General features: G+C 73.1%; 14 protein-coding genes. 5 read left to right on the top strand and 9 right to left on the bottom strand.

What is annotated here, in order from left to right; translation table 11 throughout:
• Nucleotides 1-104: 104 nt before the first annotated feature.
• The gene (locus IW248_RS09100; RefSeq protein ID WP_196926582.1) at nucleotides 105-3,002 is read right to left on the bottom strand and encodes a helix-turn-helix transcriptional regulator; all 2,898 of its coding nucleotides are present in this window, start codon (nucleotides 3,000-3,002) and stop codon (nucleotides 105-107) included.
• Nucleotides 3,003-3,196: 194 nt separating this feature from the next.
• Here IW248_RS09100 and IW248_RS09095 point away from each other — a divergent pair, with 194 nt between their 5' ends.
• The gene (locus IW248_RS09095) at nucleotides 3,197-5,449 is read left to right on the top strand and encodes an AAA family ATPase (protein ID WP_196926581.1); all 2,253 of its coding nucleotides are present in this window, start codon (nucleotides 3,197-3,199) and stop codon (nucleotides 5,447-5,449) included.
• Nucleotides 5,450-5,533: 84 nt separating this feature from the next.
• On the opposite strand, the gene IW248_RS09090 is transcribed toward IW248_RS09095, so the two are convergent.
• Nucleotides 5,534-6,079 (bottom strand): YciI family protein, encoded by a 546-nt coding sequence (locus IW248_RS09090; protein ID WP_196926580.1) that lies wholly within the window; start codon nucleotides 6,077-6,079, stop codon nucleotides 5,534-5,536.
• A 118-nt stretch (nucleotides 6,080-6,197) separates the two neighbouring features.
• On the opposite strand from IW248_RS09090, the gene IW248_RS09085 reads away from it, so the two are divergent.
• Nucleotides 6,198-9,485 (top strand): ATP-binding protein, encoded by a 3,288-nt coding sequence (locus IW248_RS09085; RefSeq protein ID WP_196926579.1) that lies wholly within the window; start codon nucleotides 6,198-6,200, stop codon nucleotides 9,483-9,485.
• A 90-nt stretch (nucleotides 9,486-9,575) separates the two neighbouring features.
• A complete protein-coding gene (locus IW248_RS09080) occupies nucleotides 9,576-10,268 on the top strand; it encodes a hemerythrin domain-containing protein (protein ID WP_196926578.1) in 693 nt (230 codons plus the stop codon).
• Between the two features lie 125 nt (nucleotides 10,269-10,393).
• Here the strand turns inward: IW248_RS09080 and IW248_RS09075 are convergent, their stop codons facing one another.
• A complete protein-coding gene (locus tag IW248_RS09075; protein ID WP_196926577.1) occupies nucleotides 10,394-11,041 on the bottom strand; it encodes a TetR/AcrR family transcriptional regulator in 648 nt (215 codons plus the stop codon).
• Between the two features lie 50 nt (nucleotides 11,042-11,091).
• Between IW248_RS09075 and IW248_RS09070 the strand changes: the two genes are divergently transcribed.
• On the top strand, nucleotides 11,092-12,021 hold the full coding sequence (locus IW248_RS09070; protein WP_196926576.1) for an NADP-dependent oxidoreductase: 930 nt from the start codon (nucleotides 11,092-11,094) through the stop codon (nucleotides 12,019-12,021).
• Nucleotides 12,022-12,101: 80 nt separating this feature from the next.
• On the opposite strand, the gene IW248_RS09065 is transcribed toward IW248_RS09070, so the two are convergent.
• The 6 genes from IW248_RS09065 to IW248_RS09040 all read right to left on the bottom strand — a co-directional run bounded on the left by IW248_RS09065 (nucleotide 12,102) and on the right by IW248_RS09040 (nucleotide 17,035).
• Nucleotides 12,102-12,668 carry a dienelactone hydrolase family protein gene (locus IW248_RS09065; protein WP_196926575.1) on the bottom strand — a complete coding sequence of 189 codons (567 nt, stop codon included), beginning with the start codon at nucleotides 12,666-12,668 and terminating at the stop codon, nucleotides 12,102-12,104.
• A 91-nt stretch (nucleotides 12,669-12,759) separates the two neighbouring features.
• Nucleotides 12,760-13,329 (bottom strand): kinase, encoded by a 570-nt coding sequence (locus IW248_RS09060; protein ID WP_196926574.1) that lies wholly within the window; start codon nucleotides 13,327-13,329, stop codon nucleotides 12,760-12,762.
• Between the two features lie 15 nt (nucleotides 13,330-13,344).
• A complete protein-coding gene (locus IW248_RS09055) occupies nucleotides 13,345-14,007 on the bottom strand; it encodes a pentapeptide repeat-containing protein (RefSeq protein WP_196926573.1) in 663 nt (220 codons plus the stop codon).
• A 59-nt stretch (nucleotides 14,008-14,066) separates the two neighbouring features.
• Nucleotides 14,067-15,173: a nucleotide disphospho-sugar-binding domain-containing protein gene (locus tag IW248_RS09050; RefSeq protein WP_196926572.1), complete on the bottom strand. Its 1,107-nt coding sequence runs from the start codon at nucleotides 15,171-15,173 to the stop codon at nucleotides 14,067-14,069.
• Between the two features lie 10 nt (nucleotides 15,174-15,183).
• Nucleotides 15,184-16,506: a phenylacetate--CoA ligase PaaK gene (gene paaK / locus IW248_RS09045; protein ID WP_196926571.1), complete on the bottom strand. Its 1,323-nt coding sequence runs from the start codon at nucleotides 16,504-16,506 to the stop codon at nucleotides 15,184-15,186.
• A 79-nt stretch (nucleotides 16,507-16,585) separates the two neighbouring features.
• A complete protein-coding gene (locus tag IW248_RS09040; protein ID WP_124816318.1) occupies nucleotides 16,586-17,035 on the bottom strand; it encodes a MarR family winged helix-turn-helix transcriptional regulator in 450 nt (149 codons plus the stop codon).
• Between the two features lie 135 nt (nucleotides 17,036-17,170).
• Here IW248_RS09040 and IW248_RS09035 point away from each other — a divergent pair, with 135 nt between their 5' ends.
• Nucleotides 17,171-18,391, top strand: coding sequence for an MFS transporter (locus IW248_RS09035; protein WP_231396241.1), 1,221 nt, complete (start codon nucleotides 17,171-17,173; stop codon nucleotides 18,389-18,391).
• Nucleotides 18,392-18,516: the final 125 nt, after the last annotated feature.

The raw sequence follows: 18,516 nt of genomic DNA, 5'->3' as shown, positions 1-18,516 counted from the left end.
CCGTCGTCGACGCGGCCCAGCCTCTCAGCCGACACCGGGCCAACGGATCAGTAAAACGACGTATCCCGGCGCGCACACGCGCCGGGATACGTACGTCGGTTCGGTCAGCCCCGTTGGTTGCGCAACTGGATCGCGCTGGCCTGCACCCGGGTCCGGACCTGGAGCTTGTCGAAGATGTGCGACACGTGCACACCGATGGTCCGCTCGCTGATGAACAGCCGCTGGCCGATCTCCTTGTTGGTCAACCCCTCCGCGACCAGGGCGAGCACTTCCCGCTCCCGTGCGGTGAGCGCCGTCAACTCGTCGTCGGACGCCTCGGCCGGCGCGCTGCGCGTGCCGGCGGGGGTGTCCCGCTCGTCCAGCGACACCCGGGCCCGCCCGGCCAGCTCACGGATCTCCGAGGTCAACGGCACCGCGCCCAACCCCTGGGCGACCCGGTACGCCTCCCGCAGGAGCTTGCCGGCGGTGGCCACCCGGCTGCGGCGGGCCAGCAGCGCCTCGGCCTGCCGCAGCCGCGAGTACGCCGCCGGGTAGGGGTGATGGCGTCGATCCCACTCGGCGGCCGACACGGCCCACAGCTCCGGGTCGCTGCCGTCGAGGCGGCTCACCTCGGCGGCGCACAGCGCCAGGAAGCCCTCCACCACCGAGCGCACCGGCCGGGCCGCCCCGGCGCTCTTGCGGGCCACCCGCTCGGCCACGTCGCGCAACCGGCGTACCGCCGTCGGGTCCACCTCCACGGTGCGGCTGGCGTGCGCCTCCGCCTCGGCACGCAGGCCGTGCCAGACCAACGCGGAGAGGATCATCACGTCGTCGGAGCGGCTCTCGGTGAGGCCGCGCTGCACCGCCTGCCGCGCCACGTCGTGCCGGCCCTCCCACATCGCCAGCCCGGAACGCAGGGTGAGCAGCGGAATGACGTGTCGCGCCCCGCCCCCGGCGAGCAGGGTCGCCACCGCGTCGAGGTCCCGACCGGCGGCCTCGATGTCGCCGTAGCCCACCGACAGCCGGCACCGGGCCAGCAGCAGCTCCACCGCGTCCGCACCGGACGGTCGGTGTCGTAGGGCCGCGGCCACCACCTTCTCCGCCTCGGCCCACTGGCCCACCCGGAACAGCCCGTTGATGGCGATGGCCAGCAGGCGGGTGCCCCAGGTGCGGCCCAGCCCCAGCTCGGCCACCCGTTCGGCGCCCCGGCGCGCCACCACCACGCCCTCTTCGAGGACGTTCAGCGGCCCGGTCAACAGCTCCGCGAGATGCAGGTACGCGCACGCCACGTCTTCGGGCTGACCGGCACGCTCGGCGGTGTCAAGGGCGTCGCGCATGACCGCCAGACCGGCGTCCGGGTCCTCCAGGCAGGCGTCGCTGAAGCCCAACGCCGAACTGGCCAGCACTATCTCGGTGGCCGAGCCCTCCACGTTCTCGGCCAACGCCAGCGCCTCGCGGGCCCGCTCGCCGGCGTCGGCGTACCGACCCAGGTGCAGCAGCAGCTCGGCCAGACGGGCGGCCGCGCTCGCCCGGTCCCGAGGGGAGCAGTCGCCTGCCTTCAGCGCCCGCTGGTATTCCTCCTCGGCCAGCGCGGAGCGACCGGCGGCGGCGAGGTAGCGGGCGCGGCGGATGTGCAGCGCGCAGCTCGGCTCGCCACCCCGCAGCGCGGCCAGCTCCTCCAGCAGGGCCAGCGCGCGGGCGTGCTCCCCACAGTGGTGGGCCGCCTCGGCGGCGTTCTCGAGCAACTCGACCCGGTCCACCGTCAGCGGGCCCGGCTCGGCGGCCAACTGCAACGCCGCCGACCAGTGCCGGTGCGCCTCGGCGTAACCGTGCAGCCGCTCGGCCTCCTGGGCGGCTGCCACCGCCGCCGGCAGGGCGCGCGTCGGCTCGCCGGCCAGCCGCCAGTGGTGCGCCAGCCGGGCCTGGTGCAGCTCACCCGGCGCCGTGGTCAGCGCCTCGGCGTAGCGGCGGTGCAGCCCGGAGCGCTCGGCCGGCAGCAGTTCGTGGGCCAGCACCTCGGCGACGAGGCGGTGCCGCAGCCGGTAGCCGTCGTCGGCGCCGACCAGCAGCCGGTGCGCCACCGCGGCCCGCGCCGCGGCGATCAGCTCGTCCTCCGGCATCCGCAGCACCTCGGCCAACAGCCAGTGCTGCACCGGCTCGACACCGGCGGCCACCGCGTGCACCACGGCGTGCGCGTGCTGGGGCAGCGCGTCGACCCGGTCGAGGAAGATCTCCCGCAGCGTCTCGGACAGGCCGTCGCGGCCGTCGCGCAGATCCCGGGCCAGCTCCTCGATGACGAACGGGTTGCCTCCGCTGCGCTGCCACACCTGCTCGGCCGCGTCGGCGGTCAGCGTCCGGCCGACCACCGCGGCGGCGAGCGTCTCGGTGTCGGCCCGTCCCAGCGGCACCAGGTCGAGCACCCGTACCGTGCGCAGCCGACGCAGCTCGGTGAGCACCCGGCGCAGCGGGTGCGCGCCCTGCAACGACTCGGCACGCACAGCGGCCAACACCGACAGCTGAAGATCGCCGAGGCCGGCGAGCAGGTAGAGCAGGAGCTGCCGGGTGCTGCGGTCGACCCACTGCAGGTCGTCCAGGATCAGCACCAGCGGACGACCCTCGGCGATCAGGTGCAGGCCCCGGGAGACCCGCTCCAGCAACGCGCCCGCGCCGTCCGGGCCGGCGGTCTCGTCGGCGAACATCTGCAACAGCCCCCGCACCGCCGAGGAGGTGCGGGCGTGCGAGGTGGACACCTCGGTGTCGAACCGGCGCAGCGCCTGCAACAGCGGGTGCAGCGGTGAGGCGTCGCCAATGTCCAGACAGCTGCCGGTGAGCACCACGGCGCCCCGTTCCCGCAGGCGGTCGCCGATCTCACCCAACAGCCGGGTCTTTCCCACACCGCTCTCGCCGGTCAGGAAGACCGCAGCGGTCTGCCCGTGCGCGCCGTCACCGAGCAACGCGGACCGAACCGTCTGCACGAGCTCGGCCCGGCCCACGAGCGGTGCGGTGTCCACATCGCTGGCCATGCCACGCAGCCTAATCACAGGGCCCCACACCGTTCTACGGCCGCCTACCGCTTGTGGTACTCCTCGCGTCGACTTTGCGACTAAAGGTTGCAGGTGGCCGACATACGTCGTTCTGCAGATCCCCCGTCGGCCCAGGAATGCCAATCTCCGGAGGTGATCAGGCAACAGCGGGAAGAAGGGCCGGTGCGACACCCATGACCACCAGCATAATCGTCGACACGCAACGGACCGTCACCCCGCTCTGGCCGGTGCCCCAGGAGCGGCGCGTCGTCACCGTCCTCTTCGCGGACATCGTCGGCTCCACGGCCCTGGTGGACCGGCTCGACCCGGAGGACGTGCGAGCGTTGCAGCGGGCCTACTTCGATACCGTCGCCGGTGTGCTGCACCGCTGGCAGGGGGTGGTGGAGAAGTACATCGGCGACGCCGTGATGGCACTCTTCGGCGCTCGGCACTCCGACGGCTTCGACGCGTACCGGGCGGTGCGCGCCGGGCTCGAGATCCAGGCCGCGCTGGACCGGCGGTCCATGGTCGGCGGCATCAGGCTGCGCGTCCGGGTCGGGGTCGCCACCGGCGAGGTCGTGGTCGACCTGGGCGATGTCGTCACCGGCGGGCACGGCGTCGCCAGCGGCGCGGTGATCACCACCGCGGCCCGCCTGCAGGAGTACGCCGCACCCGGCGCCGTCGCGCTCTGCGCGGCCACCGCCCGCGCCACCGCCGGGCTGATCGCCCAGCGCCAGCTGACACCGGTGCCGGTCGCCGGCCGGGTGCCACCGATGCCGGTCTGGCACGCCGTCGGCCCGGTACGCCCCGGCGTCGACCGGCACGACGGCCCGTTGATCGGTCGACGCCGCGAGCTGGCCACCATCCGCGACCAGCTGGGCTGGGCCATCCGGGAAAGAACGCCACGTTGGATCTCCCTGGTCGGCCCCACCGGCAGTGGCCGCAGTCGGCTGCTGCACGAGCTGACCCGGGGGCTGACCACGGTGGACGGCATGGCGGTCCGCTGGTGCGTGGCGACCTGCCAGCCGTACCCCGATCAGGCGTTGGCGCCGGTCGCGCACCTGCTCCGCGGCCTCGCCGGGATCCGGCCCAGCGACGGCCCGGCAGCGGTCCACGACCGGCTCGTCGCCGCCCTGACGCCGCTGTTCCCGCCGACCAGGGTGGCCACCGCGGTCCCGGCGCTCCAGCGGATGCTGACCACCCCGGACGGCTCGGCCGCCGCCCTCGCCGGCGCGGCGATCTGCCGGGAGGTCCTGCTGCTCCTGGCCGCCCACCGGCCGCTGATCGTGGCGGTCGACGACCTGGACCGGGCCGCGCCGGCGGTGAGCCGATTCCTGCACGCGCTGTTCAGCGCGGCGACCGAGCGCGGGCTGCCGCTGGCCCTGCTCACCGTGCACCAGCCGCAGTGGGCCGACACCCGACCCGGCCCGGCCCGACGGGTGACGATCGGACCGCTGGCCACGGTGCAGTCCGGGCGGCTGCTGCGCCACCTGCTCACCCGGGCCGGGCAGCCGGTGGCCCTGGTGGACCGGCTGCTGCCGCTGGTGGGAGGCCGCCCCGGGCACGCGGCGGCGTACGTCACGTCGGTCGTGGACGGTGCCGATCCGGCGGCGCTCCCGCTGCCCGAGGCGGTACGCCGGGCCGTCGGCGCGGAACTGGACCACCTCGACGGTGAGCGGCGGGCGGTGCTGATGGCCGCCGGCACCCTCGGTGGCCTGATCTCCGGCGCGGCCGTGGACCGGGCGCTCGGCTGGACGCCCGGCCGGTCACTACCCGCACTACGCGGGCTGGTCGCCGCCGGGCTGCTGCTCCCCCACCACGTCGACGGGTACGCGTTCGCCGCGCCCGCGCTGCGCCAGGTCGCCGCCGAGCGGTTGCCCCGCGCCCTGCGGGCCGTCTTCCAGCGCCGGGCCGCCGGTGCCCCGCACCTCGACAGCGTCCACCGGGACGCCAACCCGCCCGACCGGCGCGCTGCTGCGCTCAACGGCCCGGCGGCGAGGAGCGCCGAGATCGTCCGCCTCGACACCGTCGGCGCTCGGGCCGAACGCCTCGACGCCGTCTTCGCGGCGCTGACCCCGGTGGAGCCGGGCGGTGCCGCCGGCCCGACGACGCTGAGGCGACCCAACCCCGCCCCGACGATGGCCGCCCGTCCAGCCGTGTCGGGCTCCGGCACCGACCGTACGGCGGGCTCACGCCGGCTCCGAGCCGTCCCCGCGGCGGACGACGTAGCGCCGACGCCCGCCACAGCGGCGTCCCTGTCTCCTCGCGGTGCGGGCGGTAACTCGCCCCGGGACATCGGACGGCCCGCCGCGTCGAGCCGCACCACGCCATCGGGTGCGGCGGGGCGCTGGACGCTCGCCGACGTCGGCACACCGCCGGGCCCGGTGCGGGCGATACCCCGCCCGCCGTTGCTCCGCCGACCGGACGGCCTGGCAGCCTCCGCCTGACTCCGATGATCACGTGATGCCAAGAGGCTCGGACCGGTCCCTTCGACGACTACCCGGCAGCACGTGATCGAGGGAGCAGGCGGCTCAGGACGGCCTCCCGCCGAACTGCCAGTTGTGCACCTCGACGTCGGCGTACCGGTCCGCCGTCAGGATGGCGCGCGCCGCGTCCGGGTTCGGCGCCCGGAGCAGCACGGCGGTGCCGAGCCAGGTGACGCCGTCGTCGGCCAGCAGCGGCCCGTACGCGATCAGTTCGTCCGGGTCGGGCGGCAGGGCCAGGTCGGCGGCCTGCCCGGCGCCGAGACCGAGCACCAGATAGCGGTTGCCGCCGTTCCGACCGCCAGAGAAGTCCCACATGGTGCGGCCCAACGTGTTGCGCCACCGGCGCACCGCCACGTCCCGGTACACGCCGGCCTGGTAGTTCGGCTCCTCGAAGGCGAACGCTCGGGCGGCGGCCGGGTCGGGCACGTCGACGATGTGCACGCTGCCGGTGGGCGTGGCACCGACGAAGGTCGGGCCACGGGCGATCATCCCCGCCGCGTACCGGTCCATGTAGGACCAGTGCGCGTCCAGCAGTTCGTCACGCAACGCCGCCGAGCCGGGCCGGTCACGGTGGTAACACAGAAACTCCATGCCGCATTCTCGCCGCGATGCCGCCGACCCGGGTGGGCCGGGGTGTCGCCGACCGCTACGGCGTTGTCCAGCGGGAGCGGGTGAGCAGCCCACCAGCGTGACTAGGATTGGTCCCGTCATGCTGCTACGGGTGCTCGGGCCGCTTGAGGTCGAGATCGACACAGGCGGGCCGGTCGACCTCGGCGGCCCCCGTCAACGCGCCGTGCTCGCGCTCCTGCTCGCGGCCCGTGGCGAGGTCGTCTCCGTCGGTCAGATGATCGAGGATCTGTGGCGGGGTGACGCGCCGCCCCGGGCGATCGCCTCCCTCCAGGCGTACGTCTCGCATCTGCGCCGCATTCTGGAGCCGGCCCGCGAGCGCCGGGCGCCGGCCCGGGTCCTGATCACCGCGCCACCGGGCTACGCGCTGCGGCTGCCCGCCGACGCCGTCGACGCCGCTCGGTTCGAGACGCTGCTCGCCGAGGCACGTGCGGTCGGCCCCGCCGATCCGGGCCGGGCACGTCACCTGCTGGGCGGCGGGCTCGAGCTGTGGCGCGGTCGGGCGTACGCCGAGTTCGCCGGTGAGCCGTGGGCGCAGCCGGAGGTGCTGCGGCTGGAGGAGCTGCGGCTCGGCGCCCGGGAGCTGCTGCTCGACGTGACGGTGCGCTGCGGTGACGCGGCCGAGGCGGTGCCGGAGGCGGAACTGTTGACCCGGCAGGCGCCGCTGCGGGAGGAGAGTTGGCGGCTGCTGGCGCTGGCGTTGTGGCGTACCGGTCGGCAGGGCGACGCGCTCGCCGCGCTGCGCCGGGCACGGGCGACCCTGGCGGACCAGCTCGGACTGGACCCGGGCCCGGCGCTGGTCGAGGTGGAGTCCGCGATCCTGGGCCAGCGGCTCGACCTGCTGCCACCCGTGCCGGCGACAGCGGTGCGCGTCGAGCGACAGCCGTCCGAGGAGGTCTTCGTCGGCCGGGAGGTCGAGCTGGAGGCGCTCCGGCAGGCAGCCGCCGACGCGGTGGCGGGCGGCCCGCGCGTCGCGCTGCTCAGCGGTGAGGCCGGGGCCGGCAAGACGAGCCTGCTCACCCGGTTTCGGGAGGAGCTCACCGCCAGCGGCTGGCTGGTCACCGTCGGCCGCTGCCCCGAGGTCGAGGGCGCACCGCCGGCCTGGGCCTGGGTCGAGGCGCTGCGGCAACTCGCCGAGCAGGCACCCCCGGGCGACCTGGCACCCGCGCTCGCCCCGCTGCTCGGCGGGGGCGACGGTGAGCCCGGCGGCGACGTCACCGCCGGCCGGTTCCGGCTGCACCGCGCCGTTGGCGTCTGGTTGGATGCCGCCGCGACCCGCAGACCGGTCGCCGTGATCCTCGACGACCTGCACGCGGCCGACGCCGAGACGTTGCTCCTGTTGCAGAGCGTCAGCGAGATGACCACCGGCACCGTCCTGTTCGTCGCCGCGCTGCGACCCGCGGACAACGCCGAGCGGCTCGCCGAGACGATGGCCGTCCTGGCTCGCAAGTCACCGCACCGGATCCCGTTGGGCGGTCTGAGCACGTCCGAGGTCGAACGGCTGCTCGGCGCGCTGGCCCGGACCACCGTCGACCCGGACACCGTCAGCGCGTTGGCCGAGCGGACCGGCGGCAACCCGTTCTACGTCCGGGAGTCGGCGCGGCTACTCGCCGCCGAGGGCACGCTCGTCGCCACCTCCGACGTGCCCGAGGGCGTACGCGACGTGCTGCGCCGACGACTCTCCCGCCTGCCGGCGACGGCCGTCTCGATGCTGCGCCTCACCGCGGCCGTCGGGCGGGAGGCTGACGTACGAACGCTCGTCGACGCCGCCGGCACCGACGAGGGCACCGTCCTGCGGGCGCTGGAGGCCGGACTGACCGCCGGGCTGCTCACCGAACCGGCGCCCGGGCGGGTGCGGTTCGTCCACGGCCTGGTCTGCGACACCATCTACACCGACCTGCCGCAGCTGCGCCGCACCCGCCTGCACGCGCGGATCGCCGCCGCCACCCGCCGGCTGCGGCCCGACGACTACCCGGCCCTGGCCCACCAGTACGCCCGCGCCGCGTCGGCCGACACCGCGCCACTCGCCGTCGACTACGCCATCCGGGCCGCCGAGCTGGCCGAGCGGCGGTACGCGTACGACGCCGCGATCGAGTTTCTCGGCAACGCCGTCGCGGCCGCCGCCACGGTCCCCGGGGAGGACCGCGACCCGCTCCGGGTCGACCTGCTCGGACGGTTGCTGCGCGCCCAGGCGCGGGCCGGCGCGGTGGCCGCCGCCCGGCAGACCCGCGCTCGGGCGATCGACGTCGCCGCGGAGTCCGGCCGCGACGACCTGCTGGTCGCGGCGTTCACCGCGTGGACCGTCCCCACCCCGTGGCTGACCCACGAGTACGGGGTGGTGGACCACCGCGTCGTCGAACTGCTCACCCGGCTGCTGCGCGCCGACGACCTGGACCCGGTCGCCCGCTGCCGGTTGCTCGAAGCGCTGGCCACCGAGTTGGACGGCGAGTCCGATCCGCGAGGCGTGGCGGCCGGACGGGAGGCGCTGACCCTGTCGCGGCGGCTGGGCGACCCCGAGCTGCGCGCCCTCGGGCTGGCCGCGCGGCTGCGCACAATGAGCTACGAGCGGGAGGCGCCGGACCGCCGGATGTTCGCCCTGGAGTTGCGCGACCTCGCCGACGAGCACGGGCTGGTGACCTACCGCTCGGTCGCCGAGCAGGCGCTGGGCCACTCCGCAGCCGCGCTCAACGAGCCGGACGAACTGCGCCGCAGCGTCGCCCGGCAGGGGTGGCTGGCCGAGACGTACCAGCTCAACGAGGCGCAGACGATCAACCTGTGCTCGCTGGGCGCCCTCGCGCACATCGCCGGTGACTTCGCCGCCGCGCGGCGACACTACGACCAGGTCGCCGTGCAGATGCGGCGGCAGGGTTCACTGCACGCCGAAGCCTTCCACTATTTCTCCACCGGGACCCTGCTGATCAGCCAGGGGCGTTTCGGCGAACACCTGGAGGCCACCCGGCGGATACGGACGTCGTTGGGCCCGATCGTGGACGACCTGCTGGCACTGGCGCTGATCGGAAGCGGACGCGTGGACGAGGCGCGGGCCATGCCGATCGGGCGGCACCCCTACCGCCCGGACTACTTCGAATCGGCGTTGCTCACCGTACGCGGGATGGTCATCGTGGCGCTGGGTCGACGGGACCTGGCCCAACCCGTGATCGACGCGCTGCTCCCGGTACGTGACCAACTGGCCGGTTTCTCCACCACCGCGGCCGTGGTACGGCCGGTCGCGTTGACGCTCGGAGAGCTGTTCCGGCTCCTGGGCCGCACCGACGAGGCGGCCCGGCACTTCACCCTCGCCGCGCGGGTGGCCCGCCGGTGGGAGTCACCGCACTGGCTGGCCGAGGCGACGGCGGCCCTGGCCGACTGACCGTCACGGTGTGTGGATTCCAAGCCGGTTCCAAGTGACACCGAGCATGATCAACAGATCTGTGCCAGTTGATCCCTCGGAAAGGTCACCGTGAACCAGAACCACCGCGAAGCCATGGCCGACGTGCGCGACATGTACATGGCGCACTCGGCGCTCCGTCGCGAGTTCAGCCTGCTACCGCAGCTCGTCCGGGGCGTCACGCCGGGCGACGCCACGCGCGCGGAGGTCGTCGGCGCCCACGCCGAGATGCTCTGCCACATCCTGCACATGCACCACGAGGGCGAGGACCTGCTGCTGTGGCCTCGGCTGCTGGAGCGCGGAGGCGCGGAGGCCGCCGCGATCGTCCCCTCCATGGAGGCGCAGCACCACGCCATCGAGGACGCCCACGCGGCGGTGGTCGCCCTCCTCCCCCAGTGGCGCCGCACCGGACGCGGCGGTGAGCAGCTCACCGACGCCCTGGAGCAGCTACGCGTCGCGCTGATCGAGCACATGGCCCTGGAGGAGAGCCAGATCCTGCCCCTGGCGGAACGGCACATCACCGCCCGGGAGTGGATGCAACTCGGCGAGCACGGCATGAGCAAGTCCCCGAAGAAGCAGCTGCCGCTGGCCTTCGGCCTGGCCATGTACGAGGGCGACCCGGAGGTGGTCAAGGCGGTGCTGGCGCACGCCCCGCTGCCGGCACGGCTGCTCATGCCGATCATCGCGCCCCGGCTGTTCGCCCGGCACGCCAAGCGGGTGCACGGCACCGCCACGCCCCCGCGCATCGGCGCCAGCGCCCGCTGAGCATGGTCAGCGAACCGTCCGACGCGGCTGGGTTGGCTCCGCGACCAAACCCCACCTCGCCCGGAGCATGATCGACGCGACGACCCAGCCGGCCGGGATCCCGGCCGGCTGGGTCGTCGGGAGTACTAGCCCACTGGGCTGCGTCTGGATGCCGACGCCGGGCGCGCCAACAACGCCACGGGTGGGAGCGGCGAGACATCAGGGGAGGCTTGGAATGCCGAGATGGCGAGCGCGGCGAAGCGCCGGGACGCGCTGACCTGGGTAGTCGGCGAGGTCGTGTGGATACCGCTGTTGGCCATGAGTACGAGGATGACGTCGTCCAGGACGAAGTCGGGGCGAAGGCGACCCGCCTCCTTGGCGCGGCGGGCCAGTTCGTCGACCGCTCTGAGCGCGTATTCACGGCGCGCCTCGAAATCAACTGCATTGGGAAAGGTCGAAACAAGAGCCGCGGTAAAGCCTCGGTCGCGCGCGTGCAGCTCACACATTTTCTCGATCACGAGACAGAATCCGTGCCATGGATCCGAATCGGCAAGGCCCTCGTCGACAACGCCGCGACACGCGTACATCTGTTCCGCGAATGCCTCGGTGACCAGCATCTCCTTGGTCGGAAATCGCCGGTACAGGGTGGCGGGTGCAACGCCGGCCCGCCGGGCAACCTCCCGCATCGGCACGTCCAGGCCGTCGACGGCGAAGACCTCGCGGGCGGCCTCGAGGATGCGCTCGCGGTTGTCCAGGGCGTCCGAGCGAAGAGCGTGAGACAAACGATCGGTCACGACTCTCACTTTACCGAGGCGGACAGCGGCCTGCGTTAGCGTCCCTGTGCATGAGGGCTTTGCAATTTACGAAGTACGGTCCCGCGAGTGTCCTTGAGGTTTCGGAGGCACCGGAACCGCACGCCGGACCCGGCCAGATACGGGTGGCGGTTCGGGCCTCGGGGGTCAATCCGGCCGACACGTACGTTCGCGCCGGCCGATTCCAGGAGTGGATTCCGCTACGCCTGCCGCACGTGCCCGGTGTCGACGCTGCCGGCGTGGTGGATGAGGTCGGTGACGGGGTGACCACGGCCCGGATCGGCGATGAGGTTTTCGGGATCACGGACTACGCCCAGATGGGCGGAGCGAACGCCGAATACGCCGTCTTGGCCGCGTGGGCACGGAAGCCGGCGGCCCTGACCTGGGAGCAGGCCGGCGGCGCGGCGGGCAACATCGAGACTGCCACCCGAGTGCTCGACCGGCTGGGCGTCAAGGACGGCACCACGTTGTTGATCGAGGGCGCGGCCGGCGGGGTCGGTACGACCGCGATCCAGCTCGCTGTCGCTCGCGGTGCGGCCGTCATCGGCACGGCCAGCGACCGCAACCATGAATTCGTCGCCTCGCTCGGGGCGATCCCGACCACCTACGGCCCCGGGCTGGCCGAGCGGGTCCACACTCTGCTGCCCGGCGGGGTGGATGTCGTACTCGACTGTGCCGGCTCTGGTTCTGTGCCAGACCTGGTCGGCCTGGTCGCGAGCCCGGACAGGGTCGTGAGCATCGCCGACATCAACGCCGCGACCTACGGCGTGCACCTGTCGCGCGGCTCTGGCCCCGGCGCGGACACACCGGCTCTCGAAGGAATCGCCGCCGCCGGCGAACTCGCCGAGCGGAGTCGTTTCACAGTGCCGGTCGCGGCCGTGTTCTCTCTGAACGAGGCGGCCGCCGCCCATGAGCTGAGTGAGTCCCGCCATGCGCGCGGCAAAATCGTGCTGAAGCCGTAGGGTGGCCCACCCAGCCTCTGTCCACCTGACCCGAGCACACGCGGCCGGGGGTAGCCGCCCGCGCTCCGCGGGACTGGTGCTCAGCGGGCGGCCAGGAAGGCCAGCACGCGCGGCCAGGCCGACGCGGCGGCGGCCGGGGAGTACTCGGCCAGGTTCGGGTCGGTGAACAGGTGGCCCACGCCGGGATAGCCGAAGACCGTCAACTCGGCGCCGGCGTCGGTCATGGCGTGCTGCCACTCGTCGACCTCGTCCGGCGCGTCGTACGGATCGGGGTCGGCGAGGTGCAGCTGCACCGGCAACCCGGGTCGGACCGCGTCCGGGGCGCCACCGGTGCCGTGCAGCAGGAGCAGACCGGCGGCGGCGGGGCGCTCGGCCAGCAGCGCCCCGGCCACGCCGGCGCCCATCGAGAACCCGGCGAGGACCGTCTCCGGTGGCAGGTCACGCAGCGCGGCCCGGGCCCGGTCCAGCACCACCTCGTGGCCGATCTTGTCGAGCAGCGCGAATCCGTCCTCGACGCTGTCGGTGGCCGGGACGCCGTACAGGTCGGGGGTGCTGACCTGGTGCCCGGCGGCGCGCAACCGGTCGGCGGCGGCACGCACGGCAGGCCGCAGCCCGTACACGGAGTGGAACAGCACGACGTGTCGCATCCGGTCATCCTCCCGCAGCAGACCGGCCGTCCGGTGTGGCCACGCGGAGTGGGAGCATGATCATGGCCGAGTCAGTAGCGGCTGAGCTGCTCTACGAGGGCGGAGCACTCGGTAGCAGGTCGTCGTCGCGTCCGGTCTGGGGCAGCCCGGCCACAGCGGCGATGGTCTTGACGGCCTCGTTCAGTCCGGTGGTCTCGGGTAGGACGAGTTCGTCGGGCCAGCCCAGGACGTCATGGGCTGCGTACCAGCCGCTCATGTGCTCGGCGGTGAACTCATCGACCTGCGGGCGGGTGAGGTGCCGGCGCAGGGTCTCGGCCAGGGACACGTCGAGATAGCAGAACAGCGACCGGCCGCGGTGGTCGTCCCGCAGGGAGGTCAGCATGTTTCGGTAGCGGCTGCTGTGCATGATGCCCTCCAGCACGACGTGATAGCCGTGGTCGAGCGCGAACCGGACGGTCTGCGCGATCAGCGCAGGTGCCGCACCGCCGGGCTTGTCCCGCTCGCGCAGCAGGATGCGGCGCAGGTAGTCCTGCTCGACCAGAGCGCAGCCCCGGCCGTGGCGGCGTCGAAGCTCGCGGGCGATGCTGCTCTTGCCCGAACCGGAGTTGCCCCGGACGCAGACGAGGACCGTGTCCGGGCTGCCAGTGGGTTCAGCGAGCACGACGGCTCCTCGGCGTCAGTCGTTGCGGACGGTGAGTTTGAGGGCGGCCACGGTCAGCTGGGTGAGGTCAGGGAGTTGGTCCTCGCCGAGGGTGACGCCGCGCAGGTTGTCCAGCGGCGTCTTGAGGCCCTTCAGCCGGCTGCCCCGCAGATCGGTGCCGTCGAGGTGGCAAGAGTCCAACTCCAGTCCGGCGAGGTCACAAGACCGCAGCGCGATGCGAGGTAGTCGGCAGGAGGACCACGCGCCGTTGGTGAAAGTGCAGTCGGTGAACGCGACCGCGCCGGCGGCGGCGACGCGATGGAAGGCGGCGTAGTCGAAGCGGCAGCCGTCGAAGAGGACGTCCTTGAGGCGTACGTCGGTGAGCCTTGAGCCGGTGAACCGGGAGCCGGTAATGGCGCACCGTTCGATGGTCATGCCGGTCAGGGTCGCGCCGGAGAAGTCGGTGCGGGTGATCTCGCAGCCATCGAGGCTGCCGGCCTCCCAGGTGCTCTCGCTCAGGTCCACGCCGGTGATCAGACTGCTGCGGATACGGGCGTCCTCAAGGCGGGCACCGCGCCAGGCGGCGCCCTCGACGAGGGCCTCGGTGAGGCCGCCGGCCAGGTCCGTCGTGGTGTCGAGGTCGTCCGGTTCGAGGTCCGGCAGCAGGACCTTCACGTCGCCGATCGTGGTGGTGCGCATGTGTCCTCAACCTGTGTGGGCGCGGGGTGGGCACGCACCCCGAACCCACGGAGTGGGAGTCAGACCAGTGCCGCCAGGCGCGCGACGAGGTCGGTCGGTGGCGGCATCGCGGCGATCTCGCGGCCGACCTGCGCGGCAGCGGTACGCAGGCGCTCGTCGGTGAGCAGCTGGGTCAGCGATCGCGCGGTGATGTCCCGGGGGCGCAGCGCCAGGCCGGCGCCCCGGCGGGCCACCAGCTCGGCGTTGTGCCGCCGGTCCCCCGGACCGGTGGTGGCCAGCTGGGGCAGGCCGGCGGCGAGCGCGCCGAGGGCGCTGCCCGCCCCACCGTGGTGCACAAGCGCCGCGCTCGCCGGCAACGCCTCGTCGAGCGGGATCCAGTCGACCACCCGCACGTTGCCGGGCAACGAGCGGGCCGAGCGCTCGTCGGGGCGGACCAGCACGATCTCGGCGTCCACCTCGGCTGCGGCGGCCACCACGGCGGGCATCGGCCCCCGGTCGCCGGGGCCGGTCAGAGTGCTGCGGGTGACCAGGATCCGCGGGCGCTCACCCGGCTCGCGCAGCCAGGCCGGCAGCTCACCGCCGCCGACATAGGACGTGTAGCGCATCGGCCAGCCGCCCTGGGTGGCGACGCTGGGTGGGGCCACGGCGAGGGCGGCGGCCGGCGCGGGCAGCTCGGTGAGGCCGTGCCGGCGCAGTGCGGCGCCGAGTCGGGCGACGGTGGCGCGGACCAGGTCCCGGCCGTCGAAGAGGGCGTTCTCCTGGCGTACGGCCGGCACGTCGAGCCGCGCGGCGGCCACCGCACCGGCGACCGCGAACGGCTCGTACAACACCAGATCCGGCCGCCACCGGGTGGCCAGCGCGACCACCGGGTCGGTGAGCTGGTCGTTGAGCGTGCCGAACAGCAGGCCGGCGCCCCGGGTGCCGGCGGTGCCGGCCATTTCCGCCCGCGCGATCAGCGGATGGCGGGGGAAGACCCGCAGCGCGATCCGCCCGAAGTCGAAGCCCGGTGCGATGTCGTGCACCGCCAGACCGGCATCGGCGGCGGCCAGAGCACCGCCGCCGGTGGCCACCAGCACGTCGTGGCCGGCGTCGCGCAACGCGACGGCGAGCGGCACCAGCGGAAAGACGTGCCCGACGAGCGGGGCGGAGACCACCAGCACACGCATGGGCAGGATCCTATGTCGACGGCGAGATCGAGGCAGACCGTTGGTCGACGATGCGGCGCATCTTGCCCATCGACCGTTCCACGGTGTCCGGGGCGAGGACGTCGACCGCCACGCTGACGCCGATGGTGTTCTTCACCAACTGCGCCAGCGTGCCGCCGGCCCGCTCGGCGGCGTCCACGTCGACGTCGACCCGCCGTTCCACACGTACCGTCAGGGTGTCCAGCCGACCGTGTCGATCGAGGACGCACTGGAAGTGCGGCGACAACTGCGGGGTGCGCAGGATCAGCTCCTCGATCTGGGTGGGGAAGATGTTCACCCCACGCAGGATCATCATGTCGTCGGTCCGGCCGGTGATCTTCTCGATCCGGCGCATCGGCCGGGCGGTGCCGGGCAGCAGCCGGGTCAGGTCGCGTGTGCGGTAGCGCACGACCGGCATCGCCTCCTTGGTCAGGGAGGTCAACACCAGCTCACCCCGCTCACCGTCGGGCAGCACTACCCCGGTGACCGGGTCGATGATCTCCGGGTAGAAGTGGTCCTCCCAGAGGTGCAGCCCGTCCTTGGTCTCGACGCACTCGGTCGCCACGCCGGGGCCCATCACCTCGGAGAGCCCGTAGATGTCGACGGCGTGGATGTCCAGTTGCTGCTCGATCTCCCGGCGCATGTCCTCGGTCCACGGTTCGGCCCCGAAGATGCCCACTTGCAGTGAGGTGGCGCGCGGGTCGATGCCCTGGCGGCGCATCTCGTCGACGATGGCCAGCAGGTAGCTGGGCGTGACCATGATGACCTCGGGTTCGAAGTCGCGGATCAGCATGACCTGACGCTCGGTCATGCCCCCGGAGACCGGGATGACAGTGCAACCCAGCTCCTCGGCGCCGTAGTGCGCGCCCAGGCCGCCGGTGAAGAGCCCGTAGCCGTACGCGACGTGCACCCGGTCGCCGGGACGGCCACCGGAGGCGCGGATCGAGCGGGCCATCAGGCGCGCCCAGGTGCGCAGGTCGTCGCGGGTGTAGCCGACCACTGTCGGCCGACCGGTGGTGCCGGAGGAGGCGTGCAGACGGGCCACCCGCTCGCGGGGTACGGCGAACATGCCGAACGGATAGTTCTCCCGCAGCTCGGCCTTGCCGGTGAACGGGAAGCGCGCCAGGTCGTCGAGATCCCGGCAGTCGTCGGGGTGCACCCCGGCCGCGTCGAACGCCCGCCGGTAGTGCGGCACGTTGTCGTACGCGTGCCGCACCGACCAGCGCAGTCGATCGCGTTGCAGGGCGCGCAGCTCGTCGATGCTGGCGCGCTCGATCGGCTCCAGTTCCTCCGGACGAGGGGTGCGGTCCTGCATCGGCTGCCTCCTTGGCGCGACGGTCCCGGTGGGGCTGCGGGTACCGTACGCCCGCCGTCACCCCGGGCCGGCCGGACGGTCAGCGGGCGGCCGGCAGCCGGTGCAGGGCGTCGACCAGCGGTGCCAGCTCGGGGGTGGCCTCCGCTTCGGCGAGCGCGTCGGTGAGCACCCGGTCGTGGGTCGGTCGGGTCTGGGCGAGCAGCTCGGAGCCGGCCGGGGTCAGCTCGGTGTAGATGCCGCGTCGGTCGTCGGCGCAGAGGATGCGGGTGAGCAGTCCTCGCTGCTCCAGGCGGGTGACCAGCCGGGTGGTGGCACTGCCGGAGAGCGCGGCGGCGCGGGCGAGCTGGCTCATCCGCATGTGCCAGCCGTCCTGCCGGGAGAGCGCGTCGAGCACCGTGTATTCGACGACGGAGAGGCCGTGGCCGGCCTGCAGGGCCCGTTCCAGGGAGGTCTCGATCAGCCCGTGCAGGGCGGCGAGGGTGCGCCAGCCCTGCGCGCGGATCTCGACCGCGTCGTCGGCGATGCCCATGCCGGCCTCCTCGGTGTGATCTGGACGGGTCCCAGGCTACCACGCTTGCGCCGATATAAAGCGCGTGCAAGTATTTCGTTGCTGGCGCGTGTAGTTGCACGCGCCGCATATCTGCCCCCTCCCGATGGGAAGACCATGTCCGTACGCCAAAAGTCCCTGCCGCCCGGCCTGATCGCGCTGGCCATCGGCGCCTTCGGCATCGGGCTCACCGAGTTCGTGATCATGGGGCTGTTGCCCGAGGTGGCCGCCGACTTCGCGGTCACCGAACCGGTGGCCGGCTGGTTGATCTCCGGCTACGCGCTCAGCGTGGCCGTCGGCGGGGTCGTCCTCACCGCCGCGGTCACCCGACTGCCGCGCAAACCGGTGCTGCTCGGCCTGATGGTGCTCTTCATCATCGGCAACCTGCTCTCCGCCGTCGCCGGCGACTATGCCGTAATGATGGCCGGCCGGATCGTCGCCGCGCTCTGCCACGGCGCGTTCTTCGGCATCGGCGCCGTCGTCGCCGCCGGCCTGGTCGCACCGGCCCGCCGGGCGGGCGCCATCGCCATGATGTTCGCCGGCCTGACCATCGCGAACGTGCTCGGCGTGCCGTTCGGCACCTTCCTCGGGCAGCACTTCGGCTGGCGGTCGACGTTCTGGGCGATCACCGCCATCGGGGTGGTCGCCCTGATCGGGCTGGCCCTGCTCGTCCCGGCGGGCGACACCGCCAACGCCGACCGCCCAGCCGGTGGGCTGCGCGGCGAGTTGCGGGCCTTCACCCACGCCCAGGTCTGGCTCTCCCTGGTGATCACCGTCCTGGGTTTCGGTGGGATGTTCGGCGCGTTCACCTACATCGCCTACACGCTCACCGAGGTCAGCGGCTTCGCCACCAGCACCGTGCCGTGGCTGCTCGTCCTCTTCGGAGTGGGGCTGTTCGCGGGCAACCTGCTCGGCGGTCGGGCGGCCGACAGGTCACTGTCGCGCACCCTGGTCACCGTCCTGGCGGTGCTCACCGTGGTGCTCGTCGGTTTCGCGTTGACCGCCACGAACCCGGTGCTGACCATCGTCGCGCTGGTGCTGATGGGTGGGTTCGGCTTCGCCACCGTGCCGCCGCTGCAAATGCGGATCATGCGGTACGCCCACCAGGCGCCGACGCTCGCGTCCGGGGCGAACATCGCCGCGTTCAACCTCGGCAACGCGTTGGGCGCCTGGATCGGCGGTGTGACCATCGCCGCCGGACTCGGCTACACCTCGCCGATCTGGGCCGGCGCCGCGCTGACCCTGGCCGGCCTGGGCGTGCTCCTCGGCGCGCTGCGGCTGGCCCGTCGCGACGAGCCAGCCCGAGCCGACGCGAGCCAGGTGGACGCCACGGTCTGACCCCGCCAGGAGGACGACGCCGGGCCGGGCTGATGCCCGACCCGGCGTCACTCTGATCATCGCCCTGCCATCTTCTCGCAATTGCAAAAGATGTGCAACAAGGTCTGGACAACGGACTCGCGCCG

It is taken from the genome of Micromonospora ureilytica, assembly GCF_015751765.1.
Classification (GTDB): Bacteria; Actinomycetota; Actinomycetes; order Mycobacteriales; family Micromonosporaceae; genus Micromonospora; species Micromonospora ureilytica.
Note: the sequence above shows the minus strand (reverse complement) of the source record. Positions and strands in the feature narration are given on the sequence as shown.